We start from the raw sequence: 18,447 nt of genomic DNA on the forward strand, positions 1-18,447 counted from the left end.
TGGCGACAGCGGCCGGCGAATGGGTTAACGGGTGGTTGCCGGACCCTGGTTTATTGTCATCGAGGATGTTGTGAACGACTACGACGCGCTGCGGGATTATCTGAAGAAGCAGCATTTGCCCGAATTCGTGCTGACCTTCGACGAGATCGAGGCGATCATCGATGCGGCGCTGCCGCGCGCTGCGCACCGGGCGTCGTGGTGGGAAACCCTGCGCAGCCCGCAGGAGAAGATGCCGCAGCGCGAAGCCTGCCTCGACGCCGGCTACATCGCCACCCGTCAGGCCGACGGCAGGAGCGTCAGGTTCAAGCGAATGCCGAAGCCGCGCTAAGGCGCGATCCTGAGAGGTCGGACAGTAACCGCGACGAAGGTGCGCTCCCTCTCTCGCTTGCGGGGGAGGTGCAGTGAGTCCGCGGCAGGACCAATGCTAACTTACTTGATAGCGCTTTAGCTTGCGGCTTCCAGCCGTTCCTCGGTGAGCAGGCGCGTGGCGGCGTCGGCGTCCATCGGCTCGCCGAAGGCAAAGCCCTGTGCGTATTCGCAGCCGAGCTGGTAGAGCTCGACGGCGTCCGAATCCGTCTCGGCGCCTTCCGCGACCACTTCCATGCCGAGATCGTGCGCCAGCGCGATGATCGATTTCAGGATCACCGGGCGGGTGCCGCGGCTGGTGGTGCGGACGAAGGACTGGTCGATCTTGATGGTGTCGAACGGGAAGCGCTGCAGGTAGGACAGCGAGGAGTGTCCGGTGCCGAAATCGTCGAGCGACAGCCCGGTGCCGAGCTCGCGGATCCGCGCCAGCATCTGGGCCGCGTGCTCCGGGTTCTCCATGACCAGCGATTCCGTCAGCTCCAGCTTCAGCGTGCCGCGCGCCACCGAGGAGCGCGACAGCACGGTTCTGATATCGTGGATCAAATCGTGGCGCAGCAATTGCCGCGACGACACGTTGACCGACGCGAAGATCGGCTCGCGGGCCCGCATCGCGCGCTGCCACACCGCGAGCTGGCGCGCGGTCTGGTCCATCACGAACATGCCGAGATCGACGATCAGGCCGGTCTCCTCGGCGACGTTGATGAACTCCGACGGCGACATCCGGCCGAGCTTGGGATGGTCCCACCGCGCCAGCGCCTCGAAGCCGGCGATCGCGCGATCTTCCAACCGCACGATCGGCTGGTACAGGATCGTGATCTCCTGCCGCTCGATGGCGCGGCGCAGGTCGCTCTCCAGGGTCAGGCGGTCGGTCTTCCGCGCCCGCATCGCCGGCTTGTAGACGTCGATGCGGTCGCCGCCGATCCGCTTGGAATGATACATCGCAAGCTCGGCGTCCTTGATGATCTCGTCGGTCAGCGGCGCCGCCGGGTCGGACAGCGCAAGGCCGATCGACGCGGTCAGGAAGATCTCGCGGTCGTTGAACGCGATCGGGGCGCGGATAGTCTTGCGGATGGTCTCGGCGAAGTTGGTGATCCGCGCCGGGTCCTGCTCCGACAGCAGGATCAGGCCGAACTGATCGCCGGCCATCCGCGCCAGCGTGTCCTGCGGCTTTAGGATGCGGGTCAGCCGGCGCGCCAGCGTCAGCAGGATGGAATCGCCGACCGCGATGCCGACGGAATCGTTGACCTGCTTGAAGCGGTCGAGGTCGATCACCATCAAGGTCGGCCGCAGGTTCGGCATGGTCTTGGCGAGGTTCGCCACCGCGCCGAGGCGGTCCATGAACAGCCGGCGGTTCGGCAGCCCGGTCAGATTGTCATGCACGGAGTCATGCAGCATCCGCTCTTCGGAGTTCTTGAACTCGGTAACGTCGGTCAGGGTGCCGACCACGCGCGAGACCTCGCCGTCGGAGCCGACCACGGGCCGCGCCTTCAGCGCGAACCACATGAAGTGGCCGTCGGGCGTGCGCAGCCGGAAATCCTGCACCAGGCGGCCGCGGCGCTGGTCGAGTACGCTGTCGAGCGCGGCGCGGAAGCGGTCCTGGTCGAGCGGGTGCAGTACCTCGAGCCATTTCGCCGCCGGGCCTTCCAGCGTGCCGCGCTTCAGGCCGAGCAGGGCCTCGGTCTCCGGGCTGGTGAACACCTTGTCGGCGGACACGTCCCAGTCCCAGATCAGATCGCCGGAGCCGGTCAGCGCCAGGGCGCGACGCTCGACATCGGAGACCACGCCGGTGGTGGCGCCGCCGCCGGCGAAGGCGTGCTGCATCACCGTAAAGCCGATCAGCATCACGATCAGCACCAGGCCGCCAAGCAGCGCCGGGCCGACGATGTCGTTGGTGACGGAACCCGCGACCGTCATGCCCGGCCGCGACCACCCAGACCACCAGCAGGAACCAGGTCGGGATCAGCAGCACCGCGCGGTCGAAGCCGTGGGTCGACAGATAGACGATCAGCGCGAAGCCGGCGAAGGCGATCATCACCAGCGACATCCGCGCGATGCCGGAGGCGACCGCGGGATCGAACAGCGCCAGCGCCACCAGCGAGCCGAGGAAGACGAGCCAGCCGATCGTGATATGCGAGTAGCGGACGTGCCATCGACTGAGATTGAGGTAGGCGAACAGGAAAACGAGCAGTGTCGCCGCGAGGATTGCCTCGCCCGCCGCGCGCCAGACGCGCTCGGCGTTGTTCGACATGTCGAGCACCTTGCCCCAGAAGCCGAAGTCGACGCCGATATAGACCAGCACCGCCCAGGCCAGCGCCGCGGCGGCCGGGAACATGATGCTGCCCTTGACCACAAACAAGATCGTGAGCACAAGCGCGAGCAGGCCCGAGATGCCGATCACGATGCCCTGGTACAGCGTGAACGAGTTGACCTTGTCCTTGTAGGCGTCGGGTTCCCACAGATAGAGCTGCGGCAGCTTGTCGGTGCGCAGTTCCGCGACATAGGTGACGACGGCGCCGGGATCGAGCGTGATGCGGAACACGTCGGCGGTCGGGCTCTCCTGCCGCTCGGGACGATCGCCGACCGACGGCGTGATGGTCGCGATGCGCGACAGGCCGAGGTCGGGCCACAACAGGCCGGATGACACGATGCGATAGTGCGGCGCGACGATCAGGCGGTCGAGCTGGTCGTCGGTGTTGTTGGCGAGCGCGAACACCACCCAGTTCTGGCCGCCTTCGCGAGCGCGAACCTCGATGCGGCGCACGATGCCGTCGGTTCCGGGTGCAGTGGAGACCTGAATGCGGTCGGTTTCGCTGCGCTGATGGTCGAGAACCGCGGTGAGGTCGATCGCCGGCGCATCGCTGCGCACGCTGACCGCGTCGATCGCATACGCGTCAGGCGCAGCGGCAAACATCATGAGGCCCAGCGCCAGCAGCGCAAGGCACCTGATCAGACGCAATGTCAGTACTCCGCGATCGACAAACTGCCCGGGCCCGGCGACCGGCCCGGAGGTGGCGCGATAAATGACACGAAAGCGAAGGGAATCAAAGGGTTTCCGCCCCTGCTTCCGCTGCGAGAGTTAAACCACCAACACAATTTTGCCAATATGTTCGCTGGTCTCCATGCGCCGGTGCGCGTCCGCGGCCTTTTCCAGCGGGAATGTGCTGTCCATCAGCGGTTTGACGCGTCCTTCGCGCAACAACGGCAACACCTTTGCCTCGATCGCCGCCACCATTGCCGCCTTGTCCGCATTACTACGGGGGCGAAGGGTCGAGCCGGTGTGGTGCAGCCGCTTGACCATCAGCTTGGCGAAATTGGCCGTGGCCTTCGGTGTTCCCGACAGGAACGCGATCTGGACGATACGGCCTTCGACCGCGGCGGCGTCATAGTTCCGGTCGATATAGTCGCCGCCCACCATGTCGAGAATGACGTTGGCGCCGTTGCCGCCGGTCGCCTTCTTCACCGCCTCGACAAAATCCTCGGTCTTGTAGTTGACCGCGTAATCGGCGCCGAGCTTGAGGCAGGCGTCGGCCTTGTCCTGCGAGCCGACGGTCACGATCACCTTGGCGCCGAACGCCTTGGCAAGCTGGATCGCCATCGTGCCGATGCCCGACGAGCCGCCGTGAATCAGCAGCGTCTCGCCGGCTTGCAGCGCGCCGCGCTCGAACACGTTGTGCCACACCGTCATCAGCGTTTCCGGAATCGCGCCGGCTTCCTGCATCGACAGCGAGGGCGGCACGGTCATCGCCTGCGCGTCCTGCGCGATGCAATATTGCGCGTAGCCGCCGCCTGCGACGAGCGACATCACCTTGTCGCCGATCTTGTGCTTTGCGCCTTCGCCGAGCGCGACCACTTCGCCTGCGATCTCGAGGCCGGGCAGGTCGCTCGCGCCGGGCGGCGGCGGATAGGAGCCGGAGCGCTGCGCGACATCAGGGCGGTTGACGCCGGCGGCCGCGACCTTGACCAGGATTTCGCCGGGACCCGGCACCGGCAGCGCGCGGGTCTCCGGCACCAGCACCTCCGGGCCACCGGGCTTGCTGATGGCAACGACGGTCATTTGCGCGGGCAGATTTGGCATGGTTCGTCCCTGGTCAGTGAAGAGGATTGGCTTGTGGCATACCGCCTTTTCCAACGAAGCGAAACGCCATTCCCACCACCATTGCCGCTAGTCGCGGCCGCGCGCGGCGTCGGCCCATTCCTGGGTGGCCGCGATGTAGCCGATCGGCGCATCGAACCAGACGTAGAACACCTTGCCGTCAAAACCCTGGCGCGGGACTGCGATGGCCCAGGCGAGGTCGCGCGTGATGCAGCGATCGCGCAGCTCGGCATTGAGCCAGCTCTTCGCAGTCGACACCACGAAGGGCGGCCATCCGGTGCGGCTGTCGATCCATGCACCGATGCTGCCGACCAGCTGCGACTGGCGCAGGAACAGATGACGGCTGTCGCGGCTCTCGAGCGCGCGGTCGCCTGACAGCGCCGAGCGCGGATCGATGAGGTCTGGCGGGTCAAGCAGCGTGCCGCAATGGTCGCACTGATCGCCACGCGCCGATCCATCGCCGCAATGCGGGCAGGTGCCGAGCACGTAGCGGTCGGGCAGGAAGCGCCGGTCGGCCGGCGACCACACCTGCCGCGACGAGCGCGCCTCGATCAGCCCGGCTGCATCGAGGCGGCGATAGAAGTGCTGCGTCAGCGCATGATTGTGCGGCGCGCTGGTGCGGCCGAAATGATCGAAGGAGAGACCGAAGCGCCGGTAGATGTCGGCCTGAACGGCATGCTGGGCATCGCAGAACTCCCTGATATCTTGCCCGGTCTCGATGGCGCCGAGCTCGGCCGGCGTGCCGTGCTCGTCGGTCGCGCAGATGAAGAGCACGTCGTCACCGGTCTGCCGCCGGAAGCGGGCGTGGACGTCGGCGGGCAGCAGCGAGCCGATCAGATTGCCGAGATGCTTGACGCCGTTCACGCAGGGAAGGGCGCTGGTGATGAGAATTTTGGTCAAGGGTCAGGGTCTTTCGCGTTCGGTGATGCCGACCCCCAAGGAAAATTTCGACGAAATCAAACCGAAAATCAAAAAGCCCTCCCGCATGATCGGAAGGGCTTGGGTCGGCTCATGCCTGGCGCGCAGGCGCACTATCCCGTCCGGTCAGACTCCTTGCAGTCGGGCCGGGGCATTCGCGTCAGATGTTGCGCGCGCACGAAAGTCACTGCAAAATTCTCCTTCACGAGGACATTGCCATCTCTGGACGCACGGCGCCAGATTCATCGCGGGGAGGACACATGCCGATTGAGGATGAGGACCGGCCGCGGAAGAAGATCACCCACGAGATCGGACAGGATCTCTCGCTGCTGTCGGTCGAGGAATTGACCGAGCGCATCGTGCTACTCACGACCGAAGTCGATCGCCTGAAAGAGGCGATGACGAAGAAGCGCGCGTCGAAGGACGCCGCGAACGCGTTCTTCAAGTCGTAGCGCTGCGACATCACAGGCGTCGTCCCGGACAAGCGAGCAAAGCGAGCGCGATCCGGGACCGATAACCACAGCTGTTTCTTGTCGCGTTCGGCTGCGCCGCAGCTGCGCGCAACGCGGGCTTTGGGGGTTATGGGTCCCGGCGTTCGCCGGGACGACTCATAGTGATCGACTTGGACCTGTCCCAAACTAGGTCAATGGCCGACATGGCAAACAAAGCCTGAAGAAATCCGTTCATTTACGATCGGTTAAGCTTTCTCGATTATGACTGCATTGTCCTCGTTTGGACACCGAGTGGCTCCTGTCCACTCTGTTTGACGCCTCCCTGTTATCAACTTCAAAAGCCGCCGGAAACGGCGGCTCTTTTTTGTGCGTCCTATCCGTTGGAAACCATAAATCCGGTTGCGGCTGGACTCTTCGGCGCGCCCGCGCAATGATTTGTTCATCATAAGCTGGCGCGTCAGATGCCAGCGGGCGTTACGATGGTGTGAGGGCGTTAACCATGGCGGATCGTTCCCAGAACGAAGCCGGGCTTGTGCTGTTCAGTGAACGGCTGACCAATTCTGCGGCATTTGGCGTGCTGTTCCGGGAAGGCATGGATCTGGTCGAGCAGACCGCCGCCTATCTCGACGGCGACGGCCGTGCCGAGGCCAAGGCGTTGGAACGCTCCGTCAGCCTGACCTATGCCACCGAGAGCATGCGCCTGACCACGCGGCTGATGCAGCTCGCGTCGTGGCTGCTGCTGCATCGCGCGGTCAAGGAAGGCGAGATGACGCTGACCCAGGCCAATCGCGAGAAGACCAAAGTGAAGCTGTCGGCCGCCGATCCCGGCCCGGTCGACATGGTGACCAAGCTGCCGGAGCAATTGCAGCAGCTGATCGCCCGCTCGATGGACCTGCAGGCGCGCGTCCGCCGCCTCGATACCACGATCCATGCGCCGGCGCCGGATCGTTCGTCGATCGGCAACCCGCTGGTGCCGCAGCTCAACCGGCTCAAGGCTGCGTTCGAGCAGTAAGATTCGAACCGTCAACTCAGTGTGAAGCCCCAGTGCGGCGTGGCTTGGCCCGCCGCTGCGACGTGTGCTGATCGATCATCCGCCGCAGGCGTATCGCCGCGGCCTCCAGCTCCTCCGGTTCGAAGCCGCCGAAGCCGAGCATGAGGCCGGGCCGCGCTGCTGCCTCGTACATCGGTGAAATCGGCCGCACGACGATGCCGTCGGCAAGTGCGGTCTTGGCCAGTTGCACATCATCGAAGCCTTGCGGCAGCCACAGCAACAGGTGCATGCCCTGGTCGCTCGGCTGCAGCGTGACGTGATCAGGCATGTGACGCGTCAGCGATGCGATTAATGTCGCGCGGCGCGCGGCGTAGACGCCGCGGATGCGCCTGATATGCGCCTCGAACAGTCCCTCGCGCATGTAGGCCGCCAGCACATGCTGGTCGGCGGTCGGCGAATGCCGGTCGAGCAGCGCCCGCGCGCCGGCGAAGGCGTCGATCAGCGGCAGCGGCGCCACGACGTAGCCGAGCCGCAGCGAGGGAAACAGCACCTTGCTCAGCGTACCCAGATAGATCACGCGCGATGGCGCGAGGCCTTGCATCGACGGGAAGGGATGACCGGCATAGCGCAGCTCGCTGTCATAATCGTCCTCGACGATCCACGCATTGCTTCCCTGCGCCCACGCCACCAGGGCGTTGCGGCGGGCCATGCTCATCGGCATCCCCAGCGGATATTGGTGCGAGGGCGTGACGAAAGCCGCGCGCGCATTCGGGCACGCGGCAATTGCTGCATCGACGTCGATGCCCTGCGCATCGACGGCAACGCGCGTGGTGACGAGATCGAGATCGTCGAGCACGGCGGTCATGCCGGGATAGGCCGGATCCTCGGTCCACACCCGATCGCCCGCTGACAGCAGCACGCGGCCGCCGAGATAAAGGCCCTGCTGCGTGCCGGCCGTGATCACGACCTGCTCGGGCTCGCAATGCACCGCGCGGGATTTGCGCACATAGTCGGCGATCGCCTGCCGCAGCGCCATCAGGCCGCGTGGATCGCCATAGCTTGCCGGCGCTGCAGCGCGCGATGCGCGCACGCGGTTGCCGAGGCGACGCCAATTGTCGTCGGGCGCGACGGCGCCGCCGGGGACTGCGATCGCGAACGGGACTTCGGGCATCGGCGTGAAGGCCGTCACCACCTTGGCAAGTCGCGCAGCGCGCGCAGGCAGCTGGATCGGCGCCGGCTTGTTCAGGCTGCGATTGACCACGACCGGCCGTGCTTGCTCGGCGAGCGTCGCCGCGACACGGGTGCCGGCGCCGACCTGCGATTCCAGATAGCCCTCGGCCTGCAATTGCTCGAAGGCTTCCGTCACCGTGCCGCGCGCCACGCCAAGCGAGGCCGACAGCGCGCGTGTCGACGGCAGATATTCGCCGGCCTTCAGTTCGCCATTGGCGATGGCGGCGCGCAGGGCCCGCGCGATCTGGCGTCCGACCTGTCCGGCGGCGCGGTCGACCGCCCGCAGCGAGGGGATGCTGATGGTGGCGCGCAGACGGGGCATAGTGGACCAGTCATGATGATCGAAAGTGGCTCTTATCATAGGCCACTTCGGCGCTATGGTGCGAGCAACAATTCGATGAGATTTGCCAAGAGGTCTGCCATGTACCTGCCGCCGCATTTCAAGATGGATGAGCTCGGCCCGATCCACGCCGCGATGCGGGCCTCAAAGCTCGCGACGCTGGTCACCGCGACCGCGGACGGGCTGATCGGAACGCCGCTGCCGCTGATCCTCAGCGAAAACGAGGGCGATTACGGCACCCTGTACGGTCATGTCGCGCGGCCCAATCCGCAGTGGAAGCTGCCCGCGGTCGGCGAAGCGATGGCGATCTTCACCGGACCCGACGCCTATGTGACGCCGTCCTGGTATGTGACCAAGGCCGAGCACGGCAAGGTGGTGCCGACCTGGAATTACGTCGCCGTCCACGCCTACGGTGCGGCCGAGTTCTTCGAGGATGCGGATCGCCTGCTCGACATCGTGACCCGGCTGACCGCGTTGCACGAGAGTTCGCGGCAGGAAGTTTGGCAAGTCAGCGATGCGCCTGATGATTTCATCAAGGCGCAGCTGCGCGGCATCGTCGGCTTCCGGATGCCGATCACACGGATCGACGCCAAGAAGAAGATGAGTCAGAACCGCAAGCTCGAGGATCGCGCCGGCGTCATCGCCGGCCTTGGCGCCAGCGACAATCCCGCTGACCGCGAGGTCGCGGCGATGATTCCGGCGAATTGACGAAAGCCGCCGATGGAATTGTACCTTGCCTTTGCGGTCACGACCGCGACCTTCGCGCTGATCCCGGGTCCGGCCATGCTCTATGCCGCGGCCCGCACCCTGGCGGGCGGCCGGCGCGCCGGGCTGATGGCCTCGCTCGGCCTGCATCTCGGCGGCTACGTCCATGTCATCGCCGCGGCCGCCGGCCTCGCGCTGCTGTTTCATGCGGTGCCGCCGCTATTCATGGCGATGAAGCTTGCCGGTGCGGCCTATCTGGTCTGGCTCGGGCTCTCGCTGTTGCGCGATCGCGACAGTGCAAAGCGTCCCGAGTTGACGCCGCTCTCCGCGGAGCGCGCCTTCGCGCAAAGCATCGTCGTCGAGGTGCTCAATCCGAAGACCGCGATCTTCTTCCTGGCGTTCCTGCCGCAATTCGTCGATGCGTCGGCCAGCGTGCCGGTCTGGGCCCAGCTGCTCCTGCTCGGCACCATCGTCAACCTGACGTTCTCGGCAGTCGATATCGTCTGCGTGTTTTTCGCCAGCGCCGTGATGGCAAGGCTGCAGCGCTGCCGCAGGTCACAGCGGATCATGCAACGGATCGGCGGCAGCATCCTGGTCGCGCTCGGCGCGCGGCTCGCCTTCCAGGATCGCTAGGGGCGCGGCGCTCCGTCTGCCGGTGCCCACCTCGTGCGCGTGCCACTGAGTTGCCCGACGGCGCAAGCCCCTCGCGCGAAAATATTTCGCTTTATCCGAAACGCAACTCAGTGTATGAATTGTCCGTCTCACCCGATCGAGGGGCGCTGCGCATCGTCACGGGTGTTGCGGTGGACGCCAGGACCCATTACCCCAATCCTCAGTTGTTGCGCGCGCTCGGGCCACGATCCCGTTCATCACCGAATGCGGTGGTTATGGATCCTGGCCTTCGCCAGGATGACGCATGGAGCGAGCCGCGCGCTCGTCCGGCCAACCGATCAGGGCACAACCGCCAAAACAAAAACGCCCCCGAGATGGAGGCGTTTTGCGTGTGATCGCGAGGGCGATCCTGAAGCGGACTTTAGTCCTTCTTGAGGAAGCCCGAAAACTTCTTCTGGAAACGCGAGACACGGCCGCCGCGGTCCATCAGCTGCTGGGTACCGCCGGTCCAGGCCGGGTGCGACTTGGGGTCGATGTCGAGGTTCAGCGTGTCGCCTTCCTTGCCCCAGGTCGAGCGGGTCAGGTACTCGGTGCCGTCGGTCATGACGACCTTAATCGTATGATAATTCGGATGAATATCGGCTTTCATGACAGTTCCTTCGGCGCGCCAGCGCCCGTCTCAAGACATCTAGGTACGGGATTTGGGCGGCTCTATAACCCATGGAGCCCCCCAAAACAAGCCAAGAAAGGGGAGCTTAAGCCCATCACCGGATTGGGACTTTACCGGATTTGCCAGCCGGGGGTCGGCGGGCCTATGTGGGGGTAATAGAACCGGTCTAGATAAATGAGTGTAGCCGAACAGCTTGAGCCCCCTCGCGGCCCCCCCGAGCCGCCGCGTGATGCGTTGCTCGATGAGGAGGCCTTCATCGAGAGCCAGATCACCGAGCCGGCGAAGAGCCGTGCCCGCTTGCGGCCCCTGCTTGCGCTCGCGCCCTATGTGGCGCGCTACAAGGGACGGGCGATCCTCGCGCTGATCTCGCTGACGATCGCGGCGATCACCACGCTGATCGTGCGCGGTCGCGGTGCGGCGGATGATCGACCTCGGCTTCACGTCCGAAGGCATCGCGATGATCAACAGCTATTTCAGCGTGATGATCGCCGTCGTCGCGGTGCTCGCCTGTGCCAGCGCCTCGCGCTACTACCTCGTCATGACGATCGGCGAGCGCATCGTCGCCGATCTCAGGGGCGACGTGTTCGCGCATCTGATCTCGCTGTCGCCCTCGTTCTTCGATTCCGCACGGTCGGGCGAATTGGTGTCGCGGCTCACCGCCGACACCACGCAGATCAAATCCGCGGTCGGCGCCTCGGTGTCGATCGCGCTGCGCAATGTGATGTTGTTCTTCGGCGCCGCTGCGATGATGGTGATCACGAGCCCGCGGCTCTCGGGCTTCGTGCTGCTCGCGATTCCGATGATCGTGATTCCGCTTGTCGCGTTCGGCCGCTGGGTGCGGCGGCTGTCGCGCACCGCCCAGGACACGCTGGCCGATGCCAGTGCCTATGCGAGCGAGCTGGTCAATGCGATCCGCACCGTGCAGGCCTATACCGGCGAGCGGCTTGCCAGGGCGCGCTTTGCCCGCGAGGTCGAGCAGGCCTATGAGGCCGCGCGCAGCTCGACCAAGGCGCGCGCGGTGCTGACGCTGATCGTCATCTTCATCGTGTTCGCCAGCGTCGTCGTGATCCTCTGGGTCGGCTCGCACGACGTGCTGATCGGCGCCATCAGCCCCGGCCGGCTCGGCCAGTTCATTCTCTACACGGCCTTCGCCGCGAGCGGCCTCGGCCAGCTCAGCGAGGTCTGGGGCGAGGTCTCGGCCGCATCGGGCGCCGCCGAACGGCTGTTCGAGATCTTGCGCGTCAGGCCGCAGATCGCAGCTCCCGCGTCGCCGCGCGCACTGCCGCAGCCGGCGCGCGGCGATGTCGGCTTCGACAATGTCAGCTTCGCCTATCCGACCCGGCCCAACGCGCTGGCCGTCGACGGCGTGTCGCTGGAGGTGCGCTCCGGCGAGAAGGTCGCGATCGTCGGTCCCTCCGGCGCCGGCAAGAGCACGCTGTTCCATCTGCTGCTGCGCTTCTACGATCCGAAATCGGGCACCATCTCGCTCGACGGCGTGCCGATCCGGCAGGCCGATCCGGCCGACGTGCGTGCGCGCATCGCGCTGGTGCCGCAGGATTCCGTGGTATTCGCCGCGAGCGCCCGCGACAACATCCGGTTCGGCCGGCCCGACGCCACCGACGCCGAGGTGGAGCGCGCAGCCGACCTCGCCCATGCCACCGAATTCCTGCGCCGGCTGCCCGACGGCTTCGACGCCCAGCTCGGCGAGCGCGGCGTGACGCTGTCCGGCGGCCAGCGCCAGCGCATCGCGATCGCGCGCGCGATCCTGCGTGATGCGCCGCTGCTGCTGCTCGACGAGGCGACCTCGGCGCTCGACGCCGAGAGCGAGACACTGGTGCAGACCGCGCTGGAGGAATTGATGCGCCATCGCACCACGCTTGTGATCGCGCATCGCCTGGCGACCGTGCTGTCCTGCGACCGCATCCTGGTGATGGACCAGGGCAGGATCGTCGAGCAGGGCACCCACGCCGAGCTGGTCGCCGCGGGCGGCCTCTATGCGCGGCTCGCGCGACTGCAGTTCGAGGGGATTTGAACGAATTGGGACCCTGTGCGCTCCGCCTATGCGATTCCTATGCGATCGAGCGCGTGCTCCCCTCGAAAACCTATTCCCGCGCAAGGATAGTCGCGCCGCGCCTGACCTCCCTCGAAGGCCGAAGGGGCATCGGCGCGCGGGGTGTTCGACTGATGCGCGAGGACGCGACCAAACCCGAGAGCAGGCTGCTCCGTGCCTGGCAGCTTGCCGTGCTGCGCTTCGCAGTGACGCTCGACGACGACGATCGGATACAGGCGCTTAATGCGGCCGGCGAGGTCGATCGGCTGGGCGGCGCGGCCGATGACGCCTTCCACTTCTTCCGCCGGACGACCGCGGAGCTGTGCGCGGCGATTTCCGGTCAGGGCGCGGATCAGGATGCCGTCATCCGGCGCTTCCTGGCACAAATCGACAATGTCAGGCTCAAGCGCGCGGTCGAAGCGGCGATCGCCAGGGAGCGCACGCCGCCGAAACTCGTGGCGAGCCGCATCAAACCCGGCAACGATCTCTGGCGGGGGCTGCCGTCGCGGCGTGCAACCGGAACGTAACGAGGGGCTCTCTGCAATCGCCGTCACGGCGCGGCGGATATTCCGCCACAGCATGTCGCCACAACCCTGGCCCGGCTTGCTGCGATGAGTGCGATGCGCTTCTCTGTGCTCGAAAAGAGATCGGCCGGTGTCGGACAATGCGGGGAGTGGCGAGATGGGTGGTTTGGTGATCAGCGGCGGCCGGGTGGTGGATCCGGCCAGCGGGATGGATGCGGTCGGCGACGTCGCCGTCGTCGACGGCAAGATCGCCGCGGTCGGCACCGGCCTCGGCGGCGCTGAGCGGCAGATCGACGCCACCGGACTTGTGGTGGCGCCCGGCTTCATCGACCTGCACGCGCATGGCCAGACCATTCCGGCTGATCGCATGCAGGCGTTCGACGGGGTGACGACATCGCTCGACCTCGAGGCCGGTGTGTTGCCGGTGGCATCCTGGTACAAGCGCCAGGCCGAGAAGGGGCGGGTGCTGAACTACGGCGCCGCGGCCAACTGGGCGTTCGCGCGGATCGGCGCGATGACCGGCTCGAATGCGGAAAGCTCGCTGGAATCATTCGGCGCCGCGATGCGCGATCGCCGCTGGATCGAGAACGTGGCGACCGAGGGCGAGGTCGGCGGCATCCTCGCGCGCCTTGCCAACGGATTGAACGAGGGCGGCATCGGCATCGGTATTCTCAACGCCTATGCGCCGGGCGCGGGCGTGCAGGAACTGACCGCGGTGTGCCAGCTCGCCGCCGATCATGCGGTGCCGACCTTCACCCACGTCGCCTACATGTCCCGCATCGATCCCGAGAGCGCGGCCGAGGCCTATATCCGCCTGATCGGCTATGCCGGTGCCACCGGCGCGCACATGCACATCTGCCATTTCAACTCGTCGAGCAAGACGGACATCGAACGCTGTGTTGCGCTGATCGCCAAGGCGCAGGCGCAGGGCCTGCCGATCACGGTGGAGGCCTATCCCTACGGCACCGGCTCGACCGTGCTGGCGGCGACCTTCTTCAGCGATCCCAAATTCGAGGAGCGCAACGGCCTCGGCTATGATTCGGTGCAGCGCGTGACCGACGGTCACCGCTTCGGCAGCCGCGAGGAGTTGCTGGCGGCGCAGGCCGCGGAACCCTCGACGCTGGTGCTGTGGCATGTGCTCGATATCGAGAACAACGCGCATCATCGCGATCTGCTCGACATGGCGGTGCTGTATCCGGGCGGTGCGATCGCGTCCGACGCGATGCCGTGGACGCTATCGGACGGCCGCCCCTACACCGGCGACGCCTGGCCGCTGCCTGACGATGCCACCTCGCATCCGCGTTCAGCCGGCTGCTTCACCCGCTTCATCCGCGAATGGGTCCGCGAGCGCCGGAAGGTGTCGCTGCTCGAGGGCATCCGCAAATGCGCGCTGATCCCGGCGGAGATTCTGTCCGCGAGCACGCCGGCGATGCGCGCCAAGGGCAGGTTGCAGGTCGGCGCCGACGCTGACGTCGTGGTGTTCGACTTCGAGACGCTCAGCGACCGCGCGACCTTCTCCGCGATGAACCGCCCGGCGGAAGGTGTGCGGCACCTCGTGGTCAGCGGCCAGCCGCTGATCAATGATGGCGTGCTCGATGTCGCGGCACGGCCCGGCCGGCCGGTGCGCCGGCCCGTCACCGGGGGCTGAGGTGCCGGTCCCGATCCTGCTGGTCGCGGGTTTTCTCGGGGCGGGAAAGACCACGGTCGTCAACCATCTGCTGGCGCATGCACAAGGCCGGCGCATCGCCGCCGTGGTCAATGATTTCGGCGCGATCAATATCGACGCGGAGCTGATCGCTGGCGCCAGCGATGGCGTGGTCAGCCTGAGCAATGGCTGCATCTGTTGCACGCTTGAGGGCGATCTGCTGCGCACGCTCGCAACCTTGCTGCGGCGCGATCCGCGTCCCGAATTCATCGTGATCGAGACCAGCGGAATCGCCGATCCCGCCGACATCGTGCGCAACCTGATGGACCCGGTGATCTGGAAGGAGGCGCCGCTCGAGACCGTGCTGTGCGTGGTCGACGCGACGCAGCCGGTGGCCGCGCTGGACGATGCGCTGCTGCGCTCGCAGTTGCGGGCGGCCGATGTGGTGGCGCTGAGCAAGGTCGATCTGGCCGATGCAGCCGCGTGCGCCGTGATCCGCGATGCGGTGCGGGCAGTGCGTCCGGCGGCCGTGGTCGTCGATGCGCTGCATGGCGAGGTGCCGGCCGCGCTGCTGTTTCCCGCGGACCTCGATCATGTGCCGGCGCCGCGCGAGACCGCGCCGCGACGGCCGGTATCCGACCGGTTCGAGACGCTGAGCTGGACCTCGGAGCGGCCGGTGCGGTTGCCCGCGCTTGCAGCAGGCGATCGGCAGACTCGCGCCGAAGCTGGCGCGGGCGAAAGGATTGTTCGAGACGGTGGAGCAGCCCGGACGGCTGACGGTGTTTCAACTCGCCGGCGGCCGCGCGACATTGGCCGCGGGCGGCGTGCCGGCACCCGGCGTGCCACGCACGCGAATCGTGTTCATCGCCGAGATGGGCGCGCTGTCGCGGGCCGAGATCGATGAGGTGATGCAGGGATGTGTCGAAGCAGGGTGATGCGAAGCCAGTTTCCCGTCACCCTGAGGAGCGCGAAGCGCGTCTCGAAGGGTCGACGGCCACCAGCGGGGCCGTGCATCCTTCGAGACGCGCGTTCCGCGCTCCTCAGGATGACGGGTTACCTCTCCGCGTCAGCAGTCGATGTCGCTGGGCTGTGTCATCGCAGCAGCATCATCCCGCAAAGCATGTGTGCGACAATCGCATCGAATTGACAGCCTATCCCGCACCACCTATCGTTTCTGCCGACGGTTCCCTTCGGGGATCAAAAGGGAATGCGGTGCGAGGGTAACCCCAATGCCGCAGCTGTCCCCGCAACTGTGAACGGCGAGCCTTTCGTCAATTTGCCACTGGGCTATCAAGCCCGGGAAGGCGTCGACAGGCGATGACCCGTGAGCCAGGAGACCTGCCGTCAGTCGTGGTCACACGCGAGCACATCGGGCGGGGGCGTCCTGGTGGGATCGGAGCACTGCCTTTGGGGCAATGCGCCAGTCCGCGTTCGCGGTGACGTGCCACGTTACCGCGAGTCCTTTCATGTCTCCGTCCTCTCCCGCCGCGCGCCGTTGGCGCCTCGGTCTCGTTTGCTCCCTGTCATCGCTGTTGCTGCCGGTTGAAGGTTCGGCACAAACATCTCCACCCACGACGCTCGATCCGATCGAGGTCGCACCCTCGACATCCGCAAAGCCCAAGCCCGCGGCGCGAAGCCGCAACTCGGCGACGTCGTCGCGGCCGCGCGTCAGACCTGCAACGGCTGCGGCAACCGCTGGCGCGCCGCGCGCCGCGGCGTCGGGCGCATCAGGATCGGCATCGCCGACGCTCAACGCCACCACACAGGGAGGCACCGGCAGTCGTCTCAACCTGACGCCGCTGCAGACGCCGGCCAGCGTCGAGATCATCACGGCGCAGACTATCGCCGAACGCGGCCAGCACAATGTGCTTGATGCCGTCACGCAGAATGCGGCTGGGTTCATCGCAACGCCGGCGCCCGGCAATGGCGGCCTGTCGTTCAGCACCCGCGGCTTTGCCGGCAGCAACTCGGTGATGACGCTGTATGACGGCACGCGCTTCTATATCGGCTCCGGCACCCTGACGTTCCCCTACGACACCTGGTCGACCCAACGCGTTGAAGTGCTGCGCGGTCCGGCCTCGGTGCTGTACGGCGAGGGCGCGATTGGGGGGGTCATCAACGTCGTTCCGAAGAAGCCGCAGGGCACGCCCTATAACGAGGCCGAGGTCTCGCTCGACAGCAACATGACGCGGCGGCTGTCGGTGGACAGCACCGGTCCGATCAATCCCAATGTGTCCTACCGTATCAACGCCACCGGCAACATGTCGGAGGGCTGGGTCGATCGCGACAAGACCTCGAATGCGGTGGTCTCCGCCGCCGTGCGCGTGCAGGCATCGGACAATCTCGCCTTCACACTGTCCGAGGATTACGGCGACCGCAGCCCGTCGCGCTATTTCGGCACGCCGCTGATCAACGGCTCGATCCAGGACGCGCTGCGCTTCAAGAACTACAACGCATTGGACAGCGCGATCCGCTATCAGGACAGCTGGACCCAGTTCAAGACCGAGTGGGACGTCGCCGACGGCATCAAGATCAACAACACGCTGTATTATCTGACCAGTGAGCGGCACTGGCGCGATATCGAAAACTACACCTGGAACCCGAAGACCCAGCTGATCGACCGCTCCAGCTACATCGAGATATTCCACGACCAGAAGCAGCTCGGCAACCGGATGGATGCGACCTTCAGCGGTCACGTCCTCGGGCTCGCGAACCAGTTCGTCGCCGGGTTCGACGTCAACCGGATCGACTTCACCCACACCAACAATTCGCCCTATGGCGGCGCGTCGTCGGTCAATCCTTATGTGTTCGATCCCGGATCGTTCTTCGCGACGACCACGGCGACGACGCCGGGCTTCAACGCGATCGTCAATCAATACGCGCTGTTCGCCGAAGATCGCCTGTCGCTGACCGATCAATTGTCGCTCGTCACCGGCGTCCGGTACGATCGTCCCGAGGTCGATCGCGCCGACTACAAGACGCCGGCGAACAGTTTTGAAACCACGCTGTCGGGCACCAGCTGGCGAACCGGGTTGGTGTACGAGCCGGTCAAGAACCTCGCGTTCTACGGCCAGTATGCGGTCGGCGTCGATCCAGTCAGCAACCTGATCTCGCTGTCGACCTCACAGAAAACCTTCCAGCTCGCGACCGGCAAGCAGACCGAAATCGGCGTCAAGCAGTCGTTCTGGGGTGGCCGCGGCGAGTGGACGCTGGCTGCTTACGAGATCGTCAAGACCGGCCTGACCATTCCCGATCCCAGCAATCCAACCGCCGGCCTTGCACTGCAAATCGGCCAGCAATCATCCCGCGGGGTCGAAGGAACGATCGGGCTCGCGCTGAACGACGGCTGGCGCGTCGACGCCAATCTTGCGCTGCTGCGCGCCCGATACGACAACAACAGCCAGGTGGTCGGCGGCAAAGTCGTCAGCTACAACGGCAATGTTCCGGTCAACGTTCCGCAGCAGGTCTCGAACGTCTGGCTGACCTGGGACTTCGCGCCGAACTGGTCGGTCTATGGCGGCGTCCAGATCGTCGGCGCGATGTACTCCGATCTCGCCAACACCCAGCTGCGGCCGGGCTACAATGTGGTCAATGGCGGCATCAGGTGGAAGCCGGATGACCGCACCACGGTCGCGTTCCGGGTCTACAATCTGTTCGACAAGGTTTACGCGGTGACCTCGAACGGGACGGGGCAGTGGCTGCTCGGTATGCCGCGCACCGCCGAATTATCCGTCAACGTGAAGTTCTGACCATGCGCAACGCTCTGATCCGGCGCTGGCGGCGATGGCTCTATGTCGTCCATCGCTGGATCGGCATTGCGACGTGCCTCTTCTTCGCGATGTGGTTCATCT

The 18,447-nt window shown here is 65.8% G+C and carries 12 protein-coding genes, 3 pseudogenes and 1 riboswitch; of the genes and pseudogenes, 10 read left to right on the forward strand and 5 right to left on the reverse strand.

Going from position 1 to position 18,447, the window contains the following annotated elements; genetic code table 11:
• Window positions 1-70: 70 nt before the first annotated feature.
• Complete coding sequence (locus ACVWW1_RS35250) at window positions 71-328, forward strand: DUF7662 domain-containing protein (RefSeq protein ID WP_092123173.1); 258 nt, start codon at window positions 71-73, stop codon at window positions 326-328.
• Between the two features lie 116 nt (window positions 329-444).
• On the opposite strand, the pseudogene ACVWW1_RS35255 reads toward ACVWW1_RS35250, so the two are convergent.
• The 3 genes and pseudogenes from ACVWW1_RS35255 to ACVWW1_RS35265 form a co-directional block, all read right to left on the reverse strand.
• A pseudogene (locus ACVWW1_RS35255) lies at window positions 445-3,322 on the reverse strand (EAL domain-containing protein).
• Window positions 3,323-3,442: 120 nt separating this feature from the next.
• Entirely contained in the window at window positions 3,443-4,441 is a 999-nt protein-coding gene (locus ACVWW1_RS35260) for an NAD(P)H-quinone oxidoreductase (protein WP_456659057.1), read from the reverse strand.
• Between the two features lie 87 nt (window positions 4,442-4,528).
• On the reverse strand, window positions 4,529-5,359 hold the full coding sequence (locus ACVWW1_RS35265) for a methionine--tRNA ligase (RefSeq protein WP_456659058.1): 831 nt from the start codon (window positions 5,357-5,359) through the stop codon (window positions 4,529-4,531).
• A gap of 278 nt (window positions 5,360-5,637) precedes the next feature.
• Here ACVWW1_RS35265 and ACVWW1_RS35270 point away from each other — a divergent pair, with 278 nt between their 5' ends.
• Together ACVWW1_RS35270 and rcdA are read left to right on the forward strand one after the other, a co-directional pair.
• Entirely contained in the window at window positions 5,638-5,829 is a 192-nt protein-coding gene (locus tag ACVWW1_RS35270) for a DUF1192 domain-containing protein (protein ID WP_207833476.1), read from the forward strand.
• A gap of 499 nt (window positions 5,830-6,328) precedes the next feature.
• The gene (gene rcdA / locus ACVWW1_RS35275; protein WP_092123179.1) at window positions 6,329-6,841 is read left to right on the forward strand and encodes a protease adaptor protein RcdA; all 513 of its coding nucleotides are present in this window, start codon (window positions 6,329-6,331) and stop codon (window positions 6,839-6,841) included.
• Between the two features lie 16 nt (window positions 6,842-6,857).
• Here the strand turns inward: rcdA and pdxR are convergent, their stop codons facing one another.
• Window positions 6,858-8,372, reverse strand: coding sequence for a MocR-like pyridoxine biosynthesis transcription factor PdxR (gene pdxR, locus ACVWW1_RS35280; RefSeq protein WP_456659059.1), 1,515 nt, complete (start codon window positions 8,370-8,372; stop codon window positions 6,858-6,860).
• A gap of 99 nt (window positions 8,373-8,471) precedes the next feature.
• On the opposite strand from pdxR, the gene ACVWW1_RS35285 reads away from it, so the two are divergent.
• Together ACVWW1_RS35285 and ACVWW1_RS35290 are read left to right on the forward strand one after the other, a co-directional pair.
• Window positions 8,472-9,098 carry an FMN-binding negative transcriptional regulator gene (locus ACVWW1_RS35285; protein ID WP_456659060.1) on the forward strand — a complete coding sequence of 209 codons (627 nt, stop codon included), beginning with the start codon at window positions 8,472-8,474 and terminating at the stop codon, window positions 9,096-9,098.
• Between the two features lie 12 nt (window positions 9,099-9,110).
• Entirely contained in the window at window positions 9,111-9,728 is a 618-nt protein-coding gene (locus tag ACVWW1_RS35290) for a LysE family translocator (protein ID WP_456659061.1), read from the forward strand.
• Window positions 9,729-10,128: 400 nt separating this feature from the next.
• Here ACVWW1_RS35290 and rpmE read toward each other — a convergent pair whose 3' ends face one another.
• Window positions 10,129-10,356: a 50S ribosomal protein L31 gene (gene rpmE / locus ACVWW1_RS35295; protein WP_016845230.1), complete on the reverse strand. Its 228-nt coding sequence runs from the start codon at window positions 10,354-10,356 to the stop codon at window positions 10,129-10,131.
• Between the two features lie 195 nt (window positions 10,357-10,551).
• Between rpmE and ACVWW1_RS35300 the strand changes: the two are divergent.
• The 5 genes and pseudogenes from ACVWW1_RS35300 to ACVWW1_RS35320 all read left to right on the forward strand — a co-directional run bounded on the left by ACVWW1_RS35300 (window position 10,552) and on the right by ACVWW1_RS35320 (window position 18,345).
• Window positions 10,552-12,409, forward strand: a pseudogene (locus ACVWW1_RS35300) (ABC transporter ATP-binding protein/permease).
• 152 nt (window positions 12,410-12,561) lie between these two features.
• Complete coding sequence (locus ACVWW1_RS35305; RefSeq protein WP_456659062.1) at window positions 12,562-12,954, forward strand: hypothetical protein; 393 nt, start codon at window positions 12,562-12,564, stop codon at window positions 12,952-12,954.
• A 154-nt stretch (window positions 12,955-13,108) separates the two neighbouring features.
• Window positions 13,109-14,599, forward strand: coding sequence for an amidohydrolase family protein (locus tag ACVWW1_RS35310; RefSeq protein ID WP_456659063.1), 1,491 nt, complete (start codon window positions 13,109-13,111; stop codon window positions 14,597-14,599).
• A gap of 1 nt (window position 14,600) precedes the next feature.
• Window positions 14,601-15,531 (forward strand): annotated as a pseudogene (locus tag ACVWW1_RS35315) (CobW family GTP-binding protein).
• Window positions 15,532-15,760: 229 nt separating this feature from the next.
• Window positions 15,761-15,956, forward strand: a riboswitch (cobalamin riboswitch).
• Window positions 15,957-16,062: 106 nt separating this feature from the next.
• Window positions 16,063-18,345 carry a TonB-dependent receptor gene (locus ACVWW1_RS35320; RefSeq protein ID WP_456659064.1) on the forward strand — a complete coding sequence of 761 codons (2,283 nt, stop codon included), beginning with the start codon at window positions 16,063-16,065 and terminating at the stop codon, window positions 18,343-18,345.
• The last annotated feature ends 102 nt before the right edge of the window (window positions 18,346-18,447 follow it).

The organism is Bradyrhizobium sp. JR3.5 (assembly GCF_054057015.1).